Annotated in this window: 15 protein-coding genes and 5 pseudogenes; 6 read left to right on the top strand and 14 right to left on the bottom strand. The window is 66.2% G+C overall.

The features are described from left to right. Nucleotides 1-462, top strand: a 462-nt coding sequence (locus BO39_RS23360) for an ATP-dependent DNA helicase (protein ID WP_169742814.1), incomplete at its 5' end; no start/stop codon positions are given. A gap of 143 nt (nt 463-605) precedes the next feature. On the opposite strand, the gene BO39_RS23355 is transcribed toward BO39_RS23360, so the two are convergent. The 7 genes from BO39_RS23355 to BO39_RS23325 all read right to left on the bottom strand — a co-directional run bounded on the left by BO39_RS23355 (nt 606) and on the right by BO39_RS23325 (nt 7,087). Continuing rightward, nucleotides 606-1,601, bottom strand: a complete 996-nt coding sequence (locus BO39_RS23355) for a dienelactone hydrolase family protein (RefSeq protein ID WP_156963848.1) — start codon at nt 1,599-1,601, stop codon at nt 606-608. 531 nt (nt 1,602-2,132) lie between these two features. Next, nucleotides 2,133-3,122: a tripartite tricarboxylate transporter substrate binding protein gene (locus BO39_RS23350; protein WP_052402515.1), complete on the bottom strand. Its 990-nt coding sequence runs from the start codon at nt 3,120-3,122 to the stop codon at nt 2,133-2,135. 67 nt (nt 3,123-3,189) lie between these two features. Beyond that, entirely contained in the window at nt 3,190-4,059 is an 870-nt protein-coding gene (locus tag BO39_RS23345) for an isocitrate lyase/PEP mutase family protein (RefSeq protein WP_043838079.1), read from the bottom strand. A 13-nt stretch (nt 4,060-4,072) separates the two neighbouring features. Beyond that, the gene (locus tag BO39_RS23340) at nt 4,073-5,251 is read right to left on the bottom strand and encodes an NAD(P)/FAD-dependent oxidoreductase (protein WP_043838077.1); all 1,179 of its coding nucleotides are present in this window, start codon (nt 5,249-5,251) and stop codon (nt 4,073-4,075) included. Continuing rightward, nucleotides 5,248-5,562 (bottom strand): 2Fe-2S iron-sulfur cluster-binding protein, encoded by a 315-nt coding sequence (locus BO39_RS23335; protein ID WP_043838075.1) that lies wholly within the window; start codon nt 5,560-5,562, stop codon nt 5,248-5,250. The genes BO39_RS23340 and BO39_RS23335 overlap by 4 nt, the downstream gene beginning before the upstream one ends. A gap of 13 nt (nt 5,563-5,575) precedes the next feature. Continuing rightward, on the bottom strand, nt 5,576-5,959 hold the full coding sequence (locus BO39_RS23330) for a Rieske (2Fe-2S) protein (RefSeq protein WP_052402514.1): 384 nt from the start codon (nt 5,957-5,959) through the stop codon (nt 5,576-5,578). Between the two features lie 9 nt (nt 5,960-5,968). Further along, nucleotides 5,969-7,087: an amidohydrolase family protein gene (locus BO39_RS23325; RefSeq protein WP_052402513.1), complete on the bottom strand. Its 1,119-nt coding sequence runs from the start codon at nt 7,085-7,087 to the stop codon at nt 5,969-5,971. A gap of 94 nt (nt 7,088-7,181) precedes the next feature. Here BO39_RS23325 and BO39_RS23320 point away from each other — a divergent pair, with 94 nt between their 5' ends. Beyond that, on the top strand, nt 7,182-8,081 hold the full coding sequence (locus BO39_RS23320; RefSeq protein WP_043838073.1) for a LysR family transcriptional regulator: 900 nt from the start codon (nt 7,182-7,184) through the stop codon (nt 8,079-8,081). Between the two features lie 191 nt (nt 8,082-8,272). On the opposite strand, the gene BO39_RS23315 is transcribed toward BO39_RS23320, so the two are convergent. After that, entirely contained in the window at nt 8,273-9,316 is a 1,044-nt protein-coding gene (locus BO39_RS23315; protein ID WP_052402512.1) for an MYG1 family protein, read from the bottom strand. Between the two features lie 49 nt (nt 9,317-9,365). Between BO39_RS23315 and BO39_RS34560 the strand changes: the two are divergent. Beyond that, a pseudogene (locus BO39_RS34560) lies at nt 9,366-9,596 on the top strand (hypothetical protein); the annotation flags it as partial. After that, on the top strand, nt 9,593-10,309 hold the full coding sequence (locus BO39_RS23310) for an IS6 family transposase (RefSeq protein ID WP_043838071.1): 717 nt from the start codon (nt 9,593-9,595) through the stop codon (nt 10,307-10,309). The pseudogene BO39_RS34560 and the gene BO39_RS23310, both read left to right, overlap by 4 nt. 82 nt (nt 10,310-10,391) lie before the next feature. Here BO39_RS23310 and BO39_RS31465 read toward each other — a convergent pair. From BO39_RS31465 to BO39_RS23295, 5 genes and pseudogenes are all read right to left on the bottom strand, one after another. Then, nucleotides 10,392-10,499: pseudogene (locus BO39_RS31465) on the bottom strand (IS5/IS1182 family transposase); the annotation flags it as partial. Between the two features lie 219 nt (nt 10,500-10,718). Next, nucleotides 10,719-11,288, bottom strand: a complete 570-nt coding sequence (locus tag BO39_RS23305) for a hypothetical protein (protein ID WP_156963847.1) — start codon at nt 11,286-11,288, stop codon at nt 10,719-10,721. Beyond that, the gene (locus BO39_RS23300; RefSeq protein WP_084698415.1) at nt 11,272-11,937 is read right to left on the bottom strand and encodes a ParA family protein; all 666 of its coding nucleotides are present in this window, start codon (nt 11,935-11,937) and stop codon (nt 11,272-11,274) included. Before BO39_RS23300 ends, BO39_RS23305 begins: the two co-directional genes overlap by 17 nt. Next, nucleotides 11,894-12,792, bottom strand: a pseudogene (locus tag BO39_RS35340) (IS5 family transposase). Before BO39_RS35340 ends, BO39_RS23300 begins: the two are co-directional and overlap by 44 nt. Before the next feature lie 140 nt (nt 12,793-12,932). Continuing rightward, nucleotides 12,933-13,106 (bottom strand): annotated as a pseudogene (locus BO39_RS23295) (IS110 family transposase); the annotation flags it as partial. Between the two features lie 127 nt (nt 13,107-13,233). Between BO39_RS23295 and BO39_RS31450 the strand changes: the two are divergent. Further along, nucleotides 13,234-13,491 (top strand): annotated as a pseudogene (locus BO39_RS31450) (integrase core domain-containing protein); the annotation flags it as partial. A 1,222-nt stretch (nt 13,492-14,713) separates the two neighbouring features. Here BO39_RS31450 and BO39_RS23285 read toward each other — a convergent pair. Next, a complete protein-coding gene (locus BO39_RS23285) occupies nt 14,714-14,983 on the bottom strand; it encodes a hypothetical protein (protein WP_043838064.1) in 270 nt (89 codons plus the stop codon). 410 nt (nt 14,984-15,393) lie between these two features. On the opposite strand from BO39_RS23285, the gene BO39_RS23280 reads away from it, so the two are divergent. After that, a complete protein-coding gene (locus BO39_RS23280; RefSeq protein ID WP_043838062.1) occupies nt 15,394-15,741 on the top strand; it encodes a hypothetical protein in 348 nt (115 codons plus the stop codon). Nucleotides 15,742-15,865: the final 124 nt, after the last annotated feature.

Raw genomic sequence — 15,865 nt, 5'->3', positions numbered from 1 at the left:
CCGGGCGAGCTGCGGGTGGAGCGCTTCGGCTGGACCTTCTGCCCCGGTGACAAGGTCATGCAGGTGGCCAACAGCTACGATCGCGAGGTCTACAACGGCGACCTCGGCGTGATCTCGGCCATCGACCCCGAGGAGAGCGAGCTCACGGTGCGCTTCGAGGGGCGCGAGGTCATCTACGGCTTCGGTGAGCTCGACGAGCTGGTGCTGGCCTACGCCACCACCATCCACAAGGCGCAAGGCTCCGAGTACCCGGCCGTGGTCATCCCCCTCACCACCCAGCACTACGCCATGCTGGCCCGGAACCTCCTCTACACCGGCGTCACCCGTGGCAAGAGGCTGGTCGTGCTCGTCGGGCAACGACGCCCCCTCGCCATCGCCGTGAAGAACAGGAACACGCGACGCAGATGGTCCAAGCTGAGGGAGTGGATGGAGGCTGGTAGGGCACCTGGCATTTGTGGTTAGCGCCTAGCGTAGATCTTCAACAGGCGCAGAGCCCCTCGCCGGTCGTAGCGCAAACCGCATCTTGCTAGATACCGTAATCGGGTCGGCCTGTAATGCGAGTTGCCAAAGCGGCACACTCGTCGGCTGAGCGAGCCACCGATAATTCAGCGAAACAGCGCCTCCTTCAGGAAGGCTTGTACATTGGCGCGGACGGCAGCGGCATCGGTGGGGTCGTGGCCAGTATGGGCTCCAATGGCGACGCAGGCAGAGGTCTTCTGCACGAACTGCTCGTTCGTACCGGCCAGGTTGATGACGCCGCTCTGGCCCTCCTGCATGCGGCAGTTGCGGGTGCTCTGCGCGCTCGGTACGTCGACCAGGGCGGGAGCCATGGGGTTGTCGAAGCTGTGCTGGCCGTTGGGGTACTCCGTCAGCGTGGCGTCGGCACCAGCGGCGCGCAGGCGCTCGACGTAGTCGCGGCAGGGGGCAATCGGGACGTAGTCGTCCACCACACCGTGGTGGAGGCGGATCGGCACGGCCGCGACCTGGGCGTCGCCCTCGTAGCCGACGTTGCAGGGGGTGTAGAGGCCGATGTGGGCGGCAAAGCGGTTCTGCGGGTCGCCGTAAAGACCGCGGAAGCGCGTGCTGGCCGAGTAGACGGCCGCGACGGCTCCCTTGGAGAAGCCCATCACCGCAATCCGGTCGGCACGGATCCGCGGATGAGCGGCCAGCAGATCCAGCGCCCTGTAAGCGTCTACCATCATGGCCAGGGAGTTCAGCAGGTCCTGGTCGGTGACCGTGCTCGTGATACCCCGCCCGGCGAAGCTGTCGAGGATAAAGGCGGCAATCCCGGCCTCGTTCAGCTGGCGCGCCCAGAGATCAGTGGAGCCGCTGATGCCGCCGGAGCCATGGACGAGGACGACAGCCGGCACCCGGTTCGTCGCCGGGCCAGGTGGCAGGCGAAGCTCGCCGGCCAGCGAGGCCTCGGCGCCCCGCACGCCTCGCAGAAACTCGGTGCCGGACGGCGTGGTGCTGCGGACGGGCAGAACCTCGATGCGGCCGGGCAGGTCCTTGGGCGCGGGCTGCGCCAGGACTGGGCTGGCCATTCCCAGTGCCGCTGCAAGCAGGGCGCCAAGGCGCAATGGGGCGGTCCGACCAGCCATGCTTGTTCTGTCTCCTCCTGCGCCGTGTCGATGCGTCTCGCCGGCGTCCTTGGGGAGGCATTCGGCCATTCGTGCTGGTGCTCGTCAACGGGGTGAGGGGAACTCGCCCAAGACGGATGTCCGAGGGGGATCAGCCGGCTGTGCGCTGGATGGTGCCGCGAGGCTGACCTGATCGTGCTGGCACGACGGGGTGCCGCGCCCGGTTCCTTTCTACTGGGTCACCCCTCGCCTCGGCTTACTCGAGCAACGGTAAAAAAAGCGGCGCCCGATGCTGCCAAGATCGTAGTTGTACAATTGCTGTTGCGGGGCTGCAGAACGCAGGTGCCCTGAGCGGAGCAACCAGAAACAGCGACAGCCTGCGTGCGAAGAGGGGACGATGCGGTTGGCCGAGCCCGATCGGCCGCGGCATGCTGCACACGAGATTGCCCGCCGGGGGCGGAAAGAAGGCAAGGAACCCACCATCCGCCTATCTCCCCTGAGCACCACTCCGGAGGTGGTGCTTATTATCTCTCGGCGTTAGCCTTCGTCCTCTCAGCCGGCTCTTACCAAGAGGCCCTCGCGCGCGGCGCGGCCGAGGCGGGCGTCGTCCTCCAGCGTGCGCCGCGCGAACTCGGTAGGCCCCTCGATCACGCCGAAATTGCCCATCTCCACCAAGCGCTGATGCAGTACCGGCTTCGCGACTGCCTCGGTCAGGGCGGAGTAGATCCGATTGCAGATCTGCGGTGGCAGGCCGGCCGGACCGTAGAGGCCGACCCATCCCAGCATCTCGAAGCCTGGGAACCCCATCTCTGCCACTGTCGGTACAGCGGCCAACGCTTCGGCGCGTCGAGCGCCCGTCTGAGCGATCACGCGCGTCTTGCCGCTCTGGATCTGCGCGAAAGCGCTCTCCGGGCTGGACCAGCCGGCGTTGAGCGCCCCGGACATCATGTCCGTCATCATCGGCGCGGACCCTCGGTAGGGAACTTCTGTCATCTGCAAGCCGGCCAGGCGGGCAAGTTCGGCCGCCGCGTAGCTGCTGGTGGAGGTTGTCGTGCCGTAACTCACCGCGCGGGGGCTGGCGCGTGCGTACGCGATCATTCCCGGAAAGTCGGGAAAGGGCGCCTGCATGCCGGCGGTGACCACCAGGGGATAATTCGCGATCAGCGAGACCGCTGTGAAATCCTTCACCGCGTCGTGCGGGATGCTGGGGATGGTGTACTTGTTCCCCACATGCCCCGCTGTGACGGAGACGAGGGTGTAGCCGTCCGGCTGAGCGCGGGCGACGAGGTCCGTCCCGATCACGCCATTCGCGCCCGGCCGGTTCTCAATTACCACGGGCTGGCCGAGCGTGACGCGCATGGCCTCACCGAAGAGCCGCGTCACGATGTCCGTGCCGCCGCCCGGCGTGTAGGGGATGATGATCCGGATGGGGCGGCGCGGCCAATCCTCCTGCGCGCGGAGGACGGAGGGGGCGAAAAGGGCTACGAGGCCGCTCCCCATAACGGTGCGGCGCTGCGCAACCAGGCCTGACGATGTCGCCATTCTTTCTCTCCTCTCCTCATCCGCGGACCCTGTTCCGGGCCTTTCTCTTTCTCGTTGGGGGCAGCACCTAGACCACCGGCTCGCTCCGGAACCGCGTGCGAAGCGCACCCCACTCGTCCGCGCCGAAGCGCGCGAAACGGGCCGAGACGGGCGCCTGCCCGGCGCTGCTCGTCGGGCGGTCTGTCTCGCGCACGGTCTTCAGCACCGCGTCGCAGGCATTCATCACCGTGCTCAGCAGCAGGCTTGGCATGATGGCGATGCGGTATCCCAGGGCCTCCGCCTCGCCGAGGCCGATATCCGGTGTCTTGCCGGCCACCACGATGTTCAGCAGGCACCGCCCCTTCACCCGCCGGGGGATAGCCTCCACCTCCTCCATAGAGGCGGCCGCCTCCACGAAGGCCACGTCCGCCCCGGCCTCCAGCGCTGCGTTCGCGCGCGCCACCGCCTCATCCAGCCCCAGCACGCCCCGCGCGTCGGTGCGAGCGATGATTACAAAGTCCGGGTCGCGCCGTGCCGCGACGGCAGCGCGCATCTTGGCGACGAACTCCTCGCGCGGAACCAGCTCCTTGCCGTCCAGGTGGCCGCAACGCTTCGGCGCCACCTGGTCCTCGATGTGCAACCCGGCCACGCCGCCGCGCTCGTACTCCTGCACGGTGCGCGTGACGTTCAGCTCGTTGCCGTACCCCGTATCGGCGTCGGCGATCAGGGGCAGGCCCGTGGCGCGCGCGATCATGCTGGCATTCGCGGCCATCTCCGTCAGCGTCAGCAGCCCCAAATCCGGAAAGCCGCGCGCCATGGAGGTGCCGGCCCCCGTCATGTAGAGGGCGGAGAACCCGGCCTGCTCGGCCAGCTTCGCTGTGATGCCGTCATAAACACCGGGCGCGCGGACCATGCCGCCCGTCGCCAGCAACCCTCTCAGCTTCCCCGCGGGTGTCACGGCGCTCTCCTCCTCAGGACGCGAAGGCCGCGCGTTGCGGCCTCTCACCGCCAGCGAGCATCCGCCGCGCCTTCACATGGTCTGCGGGCCGGTTCACGGACTCCGCGCCGATCAGCACGCCGTTGCGGAAGCAGTAGACGGAGAAGGCCTCGGGCCCGCCCTGCGTCACTGTCTCCTCCGCATCCGCCGTCAGCCCGGCGATTTGCAGCCGCTCCCCTTGGTCCGACCAGAACCAGGGCACGGCCTCGTAAGGCTGGGGCTTGCCGAGGATGTCGGCGGCGGCGCAACGAGCCTGGTCCACGGCGTTCTGCACGGACTCCAACCGCGTCAGCCCACCGCCATGGGCGCTTGGAAACCGCGCGCAGTCCCCGATCGCGTGGATGCGCGGGTGCGAGGTGCGGAGCGCGTGGTCCACGATGATGCCCCGGTCCACGGCCAGCCCTGCGGCCTCGGCGAGCTCCGTGTTCGGCACCACGCCCACCGCCACCACGATGAGGTCGGCTGGGATGTCGCGGTCCTCCGTGGTGGTCACGCCCTCGGCGCGCGCTTCGCCGAGGATGGCGGAGATCGTCTGCCCGAGTTCCACCACCACGCCGCGGGAGCGGTGGTACTCCAGAAAGTGGCGGGACACGGCAGGGCTGACGGCACGGCCCATCAGCCGCTCCCCGGCCTCGATCACCGTCACCTCCGCCCCCACGGCGCGGGCGGAGGAGGCAACTTCCAACCCCAGAAAGCCACCACCGATGATCACCACGCGGCGCGAGCGGGCCAGCGCGGCGCGCAGGGCCAGCCCATCCTCCGCCCCGCGCAAGGCGACGACGTTTTCCAGCGCCGCGCCGGGCAGTGCCAGCGGCCGGTTCCGCGCGCCGGTGGCGAGGACAAGGCGGTCGTAGCTCAGCCAACCTCCCGGCTCCGTCAGCACGCGGGCGGCCTCGCGATCAATCCGCATCGCGCGGGTGGCGAGGCGGAGCGCGATGCCGTGCCTCTCGAAGAAGGAGGGCGGGCGGAAGCTCAAGCTCTCCGGCCCGTCCCCACCCTTGAGGAAGACCTTGGACAGGGGTGGGCGCTGATACGGTGGCTCCGCCTCCTCGCCGACAAGGGTGATGGGATCCGCGTACCCGCCCTCGCGCAGTGAGGCGGCGAGTTGGAACCCGGCCTGCCCGGCGCCGAGGACGACGACCCCCGCGCTCACAGCTGCGTCTCCGGCAGCCGCACCTCGAGCCCTTCCAGCTCCCGCGAGACGAAGATCTGGCAGCCCAGCCGGCTACCTGGTTCGCGCGGCACGGCGGTGGCTTCCAGCATCTCGTCCTCAATCGGGGTGACCGGCGGCACGCGCGGGTCGTCTACGAAGACGTGGCAGGTGGCGCAGGCAGCCGCACCGCCGCACTCGGCCACGATGCCCTCCACGTCGTTTGACAGTGCCGCGCGCATCACGCTCTCACCGTCCTGCGCCGTGGCCGGCCGGCGTGTCCCGTCTGCCTGAATGAAGATGATCTCGGGCAAGCTCGCCCCCGTGTCAGACCGTGACGTAGACTTGGCTGTCCTCGACCGTGACGGGGTAGAGGCGCAGCCGCGTCGTGCCCGTCTCGTACATCTCCCGGCCGCTCTTCAGGTCGTACTCGAAGCCGTGCCAGGGGCAGACGAGGACCTCCTGCGTGCCGTCATAGTCCAGCTTCCCTGGCTCGCTCGGCGGCCAGGTACCGCCGATGATGCCGCGGCAGATCGGCGCGCCCTTGTGCGGACACCAGTTCCGCATGGCCCGCAGCTCGCCGTCGCGAAGCCGGACGACGCCGACCTCCTGATCGCCGGCCTGCACCATCACCATCTTGCCTACCGGGAAGTCTGCCGGCGCGCCCACCGCGAAGCGCGGCTTTTGCCGGGCTTGCACACCTGTCTCCACGGCTCCCTCCTATCGCGGCAGGCGCAGCACGTTGCGCGCGTTGGTCCGCATGATCCGGTCCCGGTCCTCCTGCGGCAGGAGGCGGAAGGCCTGCATGGGCATGTCGTTGTCCCAGTGTGGGTAGTCCGTGCTGAAGCAGAGGTTGTCCACGCCCACCATCCGCACGAGGCGCTCCAGATCGCGCGGATCGCCCGGCTCCTCGATCGGCTGGGTGGTGAACCAGACGTGCTCCGCCACGTAGTCGGTGGGGGACTTCTTCACCCAGGGCACCTCGTGCCGCAGGCCGCGCCACAGCCGGTCCATCCGCAACATCAGCGGTACCGGCCAGACGAAGCCGTACTCGACGAAGAGCACGCGCAACCGCGGGAAGCGCTCGAAGGTCCCGCTCATGATCAGGCTGTTCAGGTTGCTCTCGGCCCCCTGCCCCAGCGTGACGTAGCGCTCGATATAGGTGTCGGGCATGCCGCCCGCCGGCATGGGCGCGCCGTTGTACACGCCCTCGGATCCGCTGACGTGCAGCAGCAGCGGCAGGTCCATCTCCTGCGCCGCCTCGAAGATCGGCCACCAGTAACGGTTGCCCATCAGGATAGCGATTGGCGGCACGGCGACGGCCACGACCTGCTTGTGCCCGCCGATGCGCCGGATCTCCGCCGCCGCCGCCGCCGGGTCCTGGGACGGCACTACCGGCGCGTAGGTCAGCCGCTCGTCCACCGTGAGCCAGTTCTCGATGTAGTAGTCGTTGGAGGCCGAGGCGATGACGATGCTTTCGTCCACCGAGGCATGGACCGAGCAGAAGCGCGCGGACTGCAGGCTGTTCAGCACCGCGACGGAGATGCCGTTCGCGTCCAGCAGGTCCCGTACCAGAAAGTGCGGATCGCTGCCGCCGGGCATGCTCGCCTCGGGCTTCGCGTCGTCGCGCACCACCGTCCCATTGGGTTGGGCGTAGCGCAGGGTCAGTCCGCTCTCGGTGGTGTGGGCCCGCTTGCGGATGAAGCGCTCCCGCCAGGCCACGGTCATGTAAGGGTAGAGGCTGCGGATCCCGTTGGGCAGAAGCGGGTGCACGTCGCAGTCGATGACCCCGTCCGTGCTGCGTGCCGCCACCGAGGGCGTGGCCACCGGCATGTCCATGGCGTTCCTCCTGCCGCGTCGTCGCGGCCCTGTTGGGGGCATCGTCGGTTGAGCAGCATTGAACGACAAGGTTTATCATTCTATCGATTGATCCATGTCACGGATCAATCTTTCCGCCACTGACCTGGATGCCTTCCTGCAGGTAGCCGAGGCCGGCAGCTTCCGAGGAGCCGCGGAAAAGATGCGGCTCTCCCAGCCGGCCGTCTCCGCCCGCATCCGGCACTTGGAGGACGGTCTAGGCCTGCGACTGTTCGACCGCACCACACGCCGCGTTACCCTGACTTCCGCCGGGGTACGGCTGCGGCAACGGGTGGAGCTAATGTTCGGCGAGCTGCGGGTCCTGGTGCACGAGCTGGATGATGAAGCCCATCTGCGCCGCGGACGCGTCACGATCGGCGCCACGCTTTCCGTCGCGACAAGCTTCCTGCCGAAGGCTATCGCCCGGTTTCGTCAGCAGTGGCCTGCCATTGAGGTCATCCTCCATGACAACTTGTACGGACGGGACCTGGAGCGGCTTTCGCGTGGTGAACTGGACCTTGCGGTGACGCCTTTTGTGAACGGCGACCAGAGCTTCTGCTTTGAACCTCTGCTGACGGATCAGTACCTCGTCGCGGTGCCATCTCGGCACCCGCTCGCTAGCCAGGAAGTTGTGCCGCTTGCGGCGCTCGGCACAGAGCCGCTGATCACGATGCCACCGCAATCTGCCGCCTGGTCTAACTTTCAGGAGGCGTTCGCGTCGATCGGTGTAGAGTTCCGGCCGGCGTTCCAGACGCGGAGCGCTCTGACCACGCTGGCGATGGTTCGGGAGGGAGTTGGGATCGGCTTCGTGACCCGACTTATGGCCACCTCCGTGAGAATGACCGACATCACCCTGTTGCCGTTGGAAGATGCCGTGCTGAGCAGGGAAGTTGGTATCGTCACCGTGCGCGGGCGCGCGCTCCTGCCGAGCGGTTTAGCGTTCGCACAGGTGATACGGCAGACCTGCGTAGAGTAACACTCGTAGTGGCGGGTTATCGCGCCCGAGGGGCGGCGGGAGGGGCGGGTTTGGCCCGGTTTGGCGGGGTTTTCGGTGCGCAACGCAGGCCGATCCGGGGCTAGTCCCCGGCCCTGCCGAGCCCGGACTGCACCCGCCCAACGCGCATGGCGTTCCGGGCTGTGACTGTCGGACGCCACGGGGCGCGGTTCCTACCGCCCCCAAGCCTTGCGCAGCGCCTCGGCGGGGGACGGCTTTTTGGCCAGAGAGGCCTGGGCCATGGCCAGCACGGCCTCCCGGGTTGTGGCGATGGCCAGGTGGCCGCTGCGGTGGACGAACACGGCCCCGGGAATGCCGCATGCTTCTTCCAGGGCGGCATCCTGCAGACCGCGCCACGCCTCAGGCATGTCGAGGCGGTTTCTGAGGCTGCCCTTTTCGGCCGGCATCGCCTGCAGCTTCCAACGGCCGTCCGGCTCGGGGCTCATCACGTAGAGGATGGGCATGGCCAGTTCAAAGGCCGTTCGCTGCCAGGGCATGCCGCGCGGCAACTCCAGCACATCGGGGTGGAGGCCGCTGCTCCCGGACCGGCAATCCTCCCAGGCCTGCGCCACGGCCTGGGAGGCGAAAGCGGCGCCGCGTTCCTTCTCGACATGCTGCTCCAATGCCACGGCGACCATCTGGCTGGCCCGCAGGAACCCTGCGCGCTGCCGCGCCTCGAAGGCGACGGGGTCGGACTGGCTCGGCTCGTCCCAGGCGCTGTTGAACGCTTCAACCATCGCGGTGAGGTCGGTTGGAGCAGCGCGCTCGACGCCGTTGTCCACCAGATCGACGTGGCGCACAAACTTGTACCGGACGTTTTCGGCAATGCGGGCCACCACGTCGCCGGCGACCTCGTGAAAACCTGACCTCGCCAAGGTGTTGCGCACGTAGAGCTGCCCCAAACTTAGGCCGCTGTCCGGGCTGTCGGCGCGCCAAACCAAGCCTGCCGAGCTCAGCGGGTCGCCGTTCGGCGCTTTAGGTGCGCCGGGCTGGTGGTGGTCAAAGCGCCAGCGGGTCTCGTCGGCGACGCAGCCGACGTCCCAGACGATGTCGGCAGCGTCCAGGGCGGCGCGGTCGCGGGTGCGCAACAGCACGTGCGTGCCGTCCTCTGCACCAAGCCCCAGGGCGCCGGTGAGGACGACGTAGGCAAGGCAGTCATCGGCGTGGAATGTGCCGCCGTGAGTGGCCAGTCGCAGGGGTCGATCGGTGGGGAGCATGGGCCTTCTCATCTACGCGCACGGGCCCAATGGTAACCGGGACGGCGCGGCACTCGTACAGGGACTGCTCACCGAGCACTACACCATACTGGCCCGCAATCTCCTCTAGACCGGCGTCGCCCGCGGCAAGAGGCTCGTCGTGCTCGTGGGACGGCGACTTGCCCTCGCCATCGCCGTGAAGAACAGGAACACGCGACGCCGGTGGTCCAAGCGGCACAGTCAAGTTGACCGAGCACCAGCTTGTCCGAGCAGCTCACCACCAGGTAGTCGGCTGGGATGATTACCCCCGCTGTCTGCCCCAGCTTCGCCGGTTATCGTTTCCCACCCGAGATCATCAGCCAAGCAATATGGCTCTACTTCCGCTTCCCGCTCAGCTTGCGGATGGTGGAGGAGATGCTGGCCTTCCGCGGCATCGTGGTTAGCCACGAAACACTGCGGCAATGGGGTCGCAAGTTCGGCCAGGCTTTTGCCAACGGGATCCGCCGCTGGCTGCCCCAAGCCGGTGACAAGTGGCACCTGGATGAGGTCGTCCTCAAGATCAACGGTGTGACGCACTGGCTACAGCGTGCCGTCGATCGGGCCGGGATGGTGCTCGATGTGCTGGTGCAGAGCCGACGGGATAAGCAAGCTGCCAAGCGGCTCCTCAGGAAGCTGCTGAAGCGGCAGATGCGGCCTCCGCGCGTCATGATCACCGACAAGCTAGCAAGCTACGGCGGCGCGAAGAAGGAGGTGATGCCTTCAGTCGAGCACCGGCGGCACAAGGGGCTGAACAACCGCGCGGAGAACTCGCATCAGCCGACACGGAGACGAGAACGAGGGATGAAGCGCTTCAAATCAGCAGGCCAAGCGCAGCGCTTCCTCTCCGCTCACGACGGGATCAACAACCTCTTTCACCTTCGGCGCGACCACCTAACTGCCAGCGAGCACCGTGCCGCAAGGGCGCGCGCATTCGAGGTGTGGTCCGACTTCAGCGGGGCCGCCGCGGGAGCTTGATCACCCTTGATCCCACTGCCGATCCGTTAGCGTCCTCGCCTTGAGGCCGGCAAGTTGACAATGTCGTCCGGGGTTCTGCCTTCCATGTCGCGATCGCCGCGTCCGTGAACCAAATCGTCAAACTACCGCGCCCGCGCAGAGCAGCGTCGTACTCACTCCAGTTCGTCGTCCGGAACCGCTGCTTCGGAATGCGATCGCGGTGGTCGGCATTCGCCTTGAAAGGCAAGCTCAGGTTCCTCCGACAATGGCAGGGGATAGTCCCTACCATCCTACCTCGGGCGCGTCGCTAAGCCGATCGGTGCAACACACCCCCTTGGCACCCCCAATCTCGCGGCGGTCTCATACGAAGAGCATAACACGGCAATGACATGGCCTGCCTCGCGATAGGCTGTCGCTCAGCTGTGGCTGCTCATTCGCCCTGCTGCAGTTCCGCCTCCAGTTGGCGCATCTCCTCTTCAATTCGCGCCCGCTCGCGTCGCAAACGCTCCAGTCGTTCGCGTTTCTCAATCATGGGGTCAGCGCCCCCTATCCTCTTCCGCCGCCACTCGATCAGCTCTGCCCGCTTCAGCTCAGGACGGATGAGACCTTCCTTCTGCGCAGCCTCCAAGATCGGCGGCTCCAACGTCGAGAGCAGGTAGATCGTGGAGTAGCTTCCAGGCAGGCGCTCTACTGGCACTGGCCCACCCACGGCCCATCTAGCCGCCTCGCGAAGCTGGTACGCCGTGCGGCTTGAGAACGGCAGTTCGGCTTCCACAGCGGCGACGTACATTCCGTGCGGCAACCTGTCCTTAGCCCGGATCAGAAGACGACCAATTTCAAGGAACGCACCCTGCGCGCGGCTCCACAGGCGGGAGATCTCGGAGACGTAGTCCTCTGGCTTTTGCGGTTCCGACCGAGCAATCTGAAGCGCTTGCACACGCGCGTCACCCTCAATCAGGACGGGCGGAGGGGGAGCATCAAGTTTAAGCCGCCGCGACATGTTTCTTCCCCCGCTTCTCTTCGCGTCCCCACACCTTACCTCGGACAAAGCTCCACACGGCCTGCATCTCATCTGATCCGGCATGACCAGGCACATCGACCAGCCCTAGGCCCTTGGCGCCTGCCCGCGCGTAGTCCGTGCGATCTGCCACCTCCACGGGGCAGAGTTCCCCGGCTTCGAGCAGGAAGGACTTAACCGCGTTAATGTTGACCCTTGGCTTGACGAAGTTCAGCACTGCCACCGTTGGCCGTCCTTCCTCGCGCAGGTGCTTCAAAAACGGCGCAACGGATTCCGCGTCATCGAACGTGGCGCGGGTTGGCACCACGATCAGATCTGCCTTGGCCAGAAGTCCCTGAAATGCGGCGGGCTGGGTTTCGATGGAGGGTGGAGTGTCGATGAAAAGCGCGTCGTAGCCATCCATCTCACCGTCATCGAGCAGCGCATCCGCTTCGGACCAGGCCACTTTGAAGTGAGGGATCGGGGGCGCGGTTCTAGGCCTGCGACGAGACCAGATGGTCAGTGTGGCCTGCGGATCGAGGTCGGCGGTGACGGTCCTCAGGCCACTTCGGGCTGCAGCAGCGGCGAGATTGCGACAAAGTGTGGTTTTACCCACCCCTCCTTTCCCCGCCGAAAACAGGATGCGCTTCATATCGCCACCCAACGAAAGTTGCGGCCCATCTGTAGCCGTCGCAATGATGCTGACGCAACACCGCAAAACACTGACCGGTTAAACCTTCCCAATCCGGATAATGGTAACGTGGTTCACGGGTAGCTACAGCCTGACAAATCCGTCCGAGTAGTCCGTTGGCTCCTACACCCGGATAATGTCCACCTGTCAATTCTGAAGGGCGCCTCATGGCGCGGAGTGTCTCGTTACGCTCAGTCGCTCCAGCGGTTCGCCCCTGCCACAGCTTGCCATTGCGCCGCGGCGGCACGACTAGGTCGGCCTGGCGCGATGCTGAGGCCTCGTAGACGCCTCGGGTGTCGTAGGCACCTTCGCCGCTGATGACGCTGATCCGCTCGTCGTCCGGCAACTGCGCCAGCAGGCCCGGCACGATCTCACCCTCGCCGTGCCGGTTGTCGGTCATCTCAACGGCCCTGATCTAGCGGCGGTCGCCATCGATGACGAGGTGGACCTTACGCCACATCCGTCGCTTGTCAGCCCCATGCTTCCTGACCTTCCACTCGCCCTCGCCCAGCACTTTGAGCCCCGTGCTGTTGATAACGAGGTGCAGCGGCCTGTCCCGAGGGCTGTAGGGGATCGCGACTGTCAGGTCCTGTTGCCGCCGTGAGAGGGTGCTGTAGTAGGCACCCGCCAGTCGAACCCTGCCAGACGGATTAGACCCCCTGCCATACCTTGGCCTGCCCGCAGCGGCAGCTGGTACAGCACCTTCAGCGTCAGCACCGCCTGGATCGCCGCATCCGTGAAGACCTGAGGACGGCCGGGCCTGCCGGTGCCCTCGGGGGCATGCCACGTCGAATCCGTCGGGATCCTGACGGTCACGTCACCCCGGGCGATCAGCCCTTGGTCGTAGTCACGCCAGTTCCGTGTCCGATAGTGCGTCCTAGGGCACTCGCCCTACTTCGGTGCCTTGCTCATGCAGGCCTATCGGCAAGATTTGCCCAACAACGCCCCTCTCAGTCAGTGAGCGGGCGCTCCAGGGCGTGCAACTCGGCCACCAACCGATCGTGCTCGGCGCGGGTGTTGGTCACCGTAATCCTGCGCCGCCAGGCCTCGGGCAGCTCGATCAGCACCTCGTTCCTGAGCGTGGCGACGTCGATGGCGTCAAGGACAGCAGTAGGGGTGTGGGCTGGCACTTGGTCATGGCCGGTCGGCTCCTCTTCGTGTGGCTCGACACCATCACTGTGGAGGCTCGCTGGCCAGTCGTGGCGGCCTTTGGACCGGGTCATACCCCGATCCGGTTCATCCTTCCCGATGTGCTGTGGGCCGGAGTTCGTCTCGAGGGTGCTAAACCGCTGGGCCTTTGAGCACGGTGTGACGCTCGACTTCTCTCGACCGGACAAGCCGACCGACAACAGCCTCATCGAGTCCTGCAACGGGCGGCTGCGGGACGACTGCCTCGACACGCATCCGTTCTTATCGCTGGAGGATGCCAGGGCCAAGATCGAGGCTTGGAGGCGGGACTATAACGTATCCCGGCCTCACAGTGCTCTGGGGCACCTGACGCCCTTTGGAGTTTGATGCTTAGGCGGCGCGAGATAGCCCTTCAAGAAGTCGGAGGGCTCTCCCGTAAGCCGCACCATTTCCGGGTACAGGGGCACAAGCCCGAGAAATGCCGTAGACCCCGGACCTAAGTTGGGGGTGGGACTGTCGGGCTATTAAAATCTCGAACGGTGGGGTTGGGCGGAGGGTTGATAAGAGCACGCCCACTATGAGCAGTTCCCCAGTTTTCGAGCCCCCCAGGGCGGGTCAGGAGTCGCCGGCCACCGATGCCAGCCTTGCTCCGAGAGGCCCATCGCTGCTTGCCTTGGGTGTGCGCCGCCGTTGGTTGCAATCCTCGGGGCGTGTTTTCGCGGCCTTCCACCCGCTGCGGGTTCGGTCGCTCATCTCGGGAACATCGCCAGCCGCGTCCTGCGCCACGCTCAGCACGCGCTTGACCTCGTCGTAGAGCCGGCCCAGGCTATAAGTGTTAATAGGTTTCAGCCCTTGCTCACACCGAAGCGCTCCTTAGCCTCGGTGCCGTCGCACCTTGCCGGATAAGGCGCCCCAGCTTCTCGGTCGGGATCCTGCGCTTTCCTCTGTTCACTTTCCGGTTCAGGGCACTACCTTCCGTGAACAGATTGTCCGAGTTGCCTTCGACGACCCGGGCCTGGCGGGCGTTCACGAACGACTGTGACAGGCATCCAGCCGCGGAGCCGAAAGCCGCTTCGCGGCGAGTGGTGGGCTGGGACGGGTTCATGGCGATCACCCTGTAGGCCTTAACGCCCGCCATCTCGGTACGAAGCCGTTTGAGGTTGCCGTCAGGTCCTCCCAGGTGTCGATCACCCTGACCCGGGTCTGCGCCTCCTCCAGCAGCTCGTGGGCATCTGCCGCGAGTCGGGCTGCCCGGTACTCCAGGGGCTTTGAGCGGTCGTCGCGGAAGCGAGGGCGTATCGGGTCCGGATCAGGATGGCCGATACCGTTGCGGACCTCGAATGCCTTCTCGCAGAGGCCGATCGCCGGGCGCCCATGCCCACAACACGGATGATGGCGCTCTCTACCCGCTCCCGCTTCACCCTCCCGCCGGGCCGTCCTCTTCAACAACGTTCACCGTGACGTCGATCCTATGGTCGGCAGCCACCGCCGCCTAGCGCAGGATCTTCCAGGCACCAAGACGGACAGCGGCATTGCGGACGCGCTCCGCTGGAAAGCGTGCCGCTCCCCTCAGGTTTTCCAGTTGGTCAGCCGAACTGGTTCAAGTCGTCTAGACTGACATGGGCGGCTTCAGCCCAGGCTCTCCGCGACGGGGAGAGGGCCGCCGGTCACGCTCCAGGCGATGCAGCTGCGCGAGGGCCTTCGAGGTGTCAGTGGCGTGGTGTGCGATCGTCTGGTTCAGGGCGTCGATCGTCCAGACCAGGCCTTCGAACTCCGTGTCTTCCGGGTGCTCCCTCAGGGCTGAGGCGATCTGTCCGGCGTCCGCGTCGAAGGTCTGCCAGAATTTTGGCGAGTATGCCTGTGTCAGCCTGGCCTCCATTTGCTCCGTCAGATCCTGGGCGATGCTTGGCCCCGCGACGTCGGCCTTGTCCAGCAGGTGATGGAGCGTCCCGGCCGGACCGTCGCGCGGAGTGCCGCCTGACGGGCGGGGGTCAGTGTCTCTTCGAGGGATCTGGTCGGCGAGGATGGAACGGGTTCGCCCCTGGTCTTGAAGGGTCAGAGGGAAGGGAGCGAGGATTCGTAGTTTTCGGCCACTCGGGCCTGCTTGGGATTAGGTCCTCCTCAGGAAGCCAACGCGGTCAGCAAGCCGCCATCAGGTTCTCACGGCGGCGTGAGGGAGCGGTTCACTAACTCATGCTCCCTCTCTTACGGACCGTTTCGCCAACGGCCGTGGGTATGATCCTGCTCAGGGGCCTACCCGAATGGAGACCGCAGCGATGGATGCGTCGCATGCGCCACGCCACCACTGCGGGCCGAGCGGAGGATGACCGCTGCCGCCGCTGCGACATCTGGCCTGACCAGCGGACCGCCGTCTCCGGCGACTGGCTGATCTATCTCCTGCGCCTCTGCCCGCGCCGCCTGGAGCAGGTCTTCTACTGGATCGAGCATGGTTTGGTCCGGAACTTGGGAGAGCAGCGCGAAGCCATTCTGCAGCTCTCTCAACGATGGCCACAGCGCGGCCTCTTCCATACCGAGGTTCGTGCCCCCTCGATTCCCTCTCCTGGGTCGGAACCGGCATCGCAGCCCGCGCCCTTTCCCGAGCTTCTGCTTCATCGGCCGTCGGCACCGATGCCTTGAAGGTTGTCCACAGCCCCGCGTCCGTAGAAAGTCCTTAGTAGTCCTTGATTCGTCAGTACGCGGAATTACTTGGCGAATCAGGGACTTCCACGCGATTCGTGCTCCCACCTTTACGACCTGTGCT

The organism is Roseomonas aerilata DSM 19363, assembly GCF_000711725.1.
GTDB classification, from domain to species: domain Bacteria; phylum Pseudomonadota; class Alphaproteobacteria; order Acetobacterales; family Acetobacteraceae; genus Roseomonas; species Roseomonas aerilata.
The sequence above is the reverse complement of the archived record's forward strand: the minus strand, read 5'-3'. Positions and strand labels throughout refer to the sequence as shown.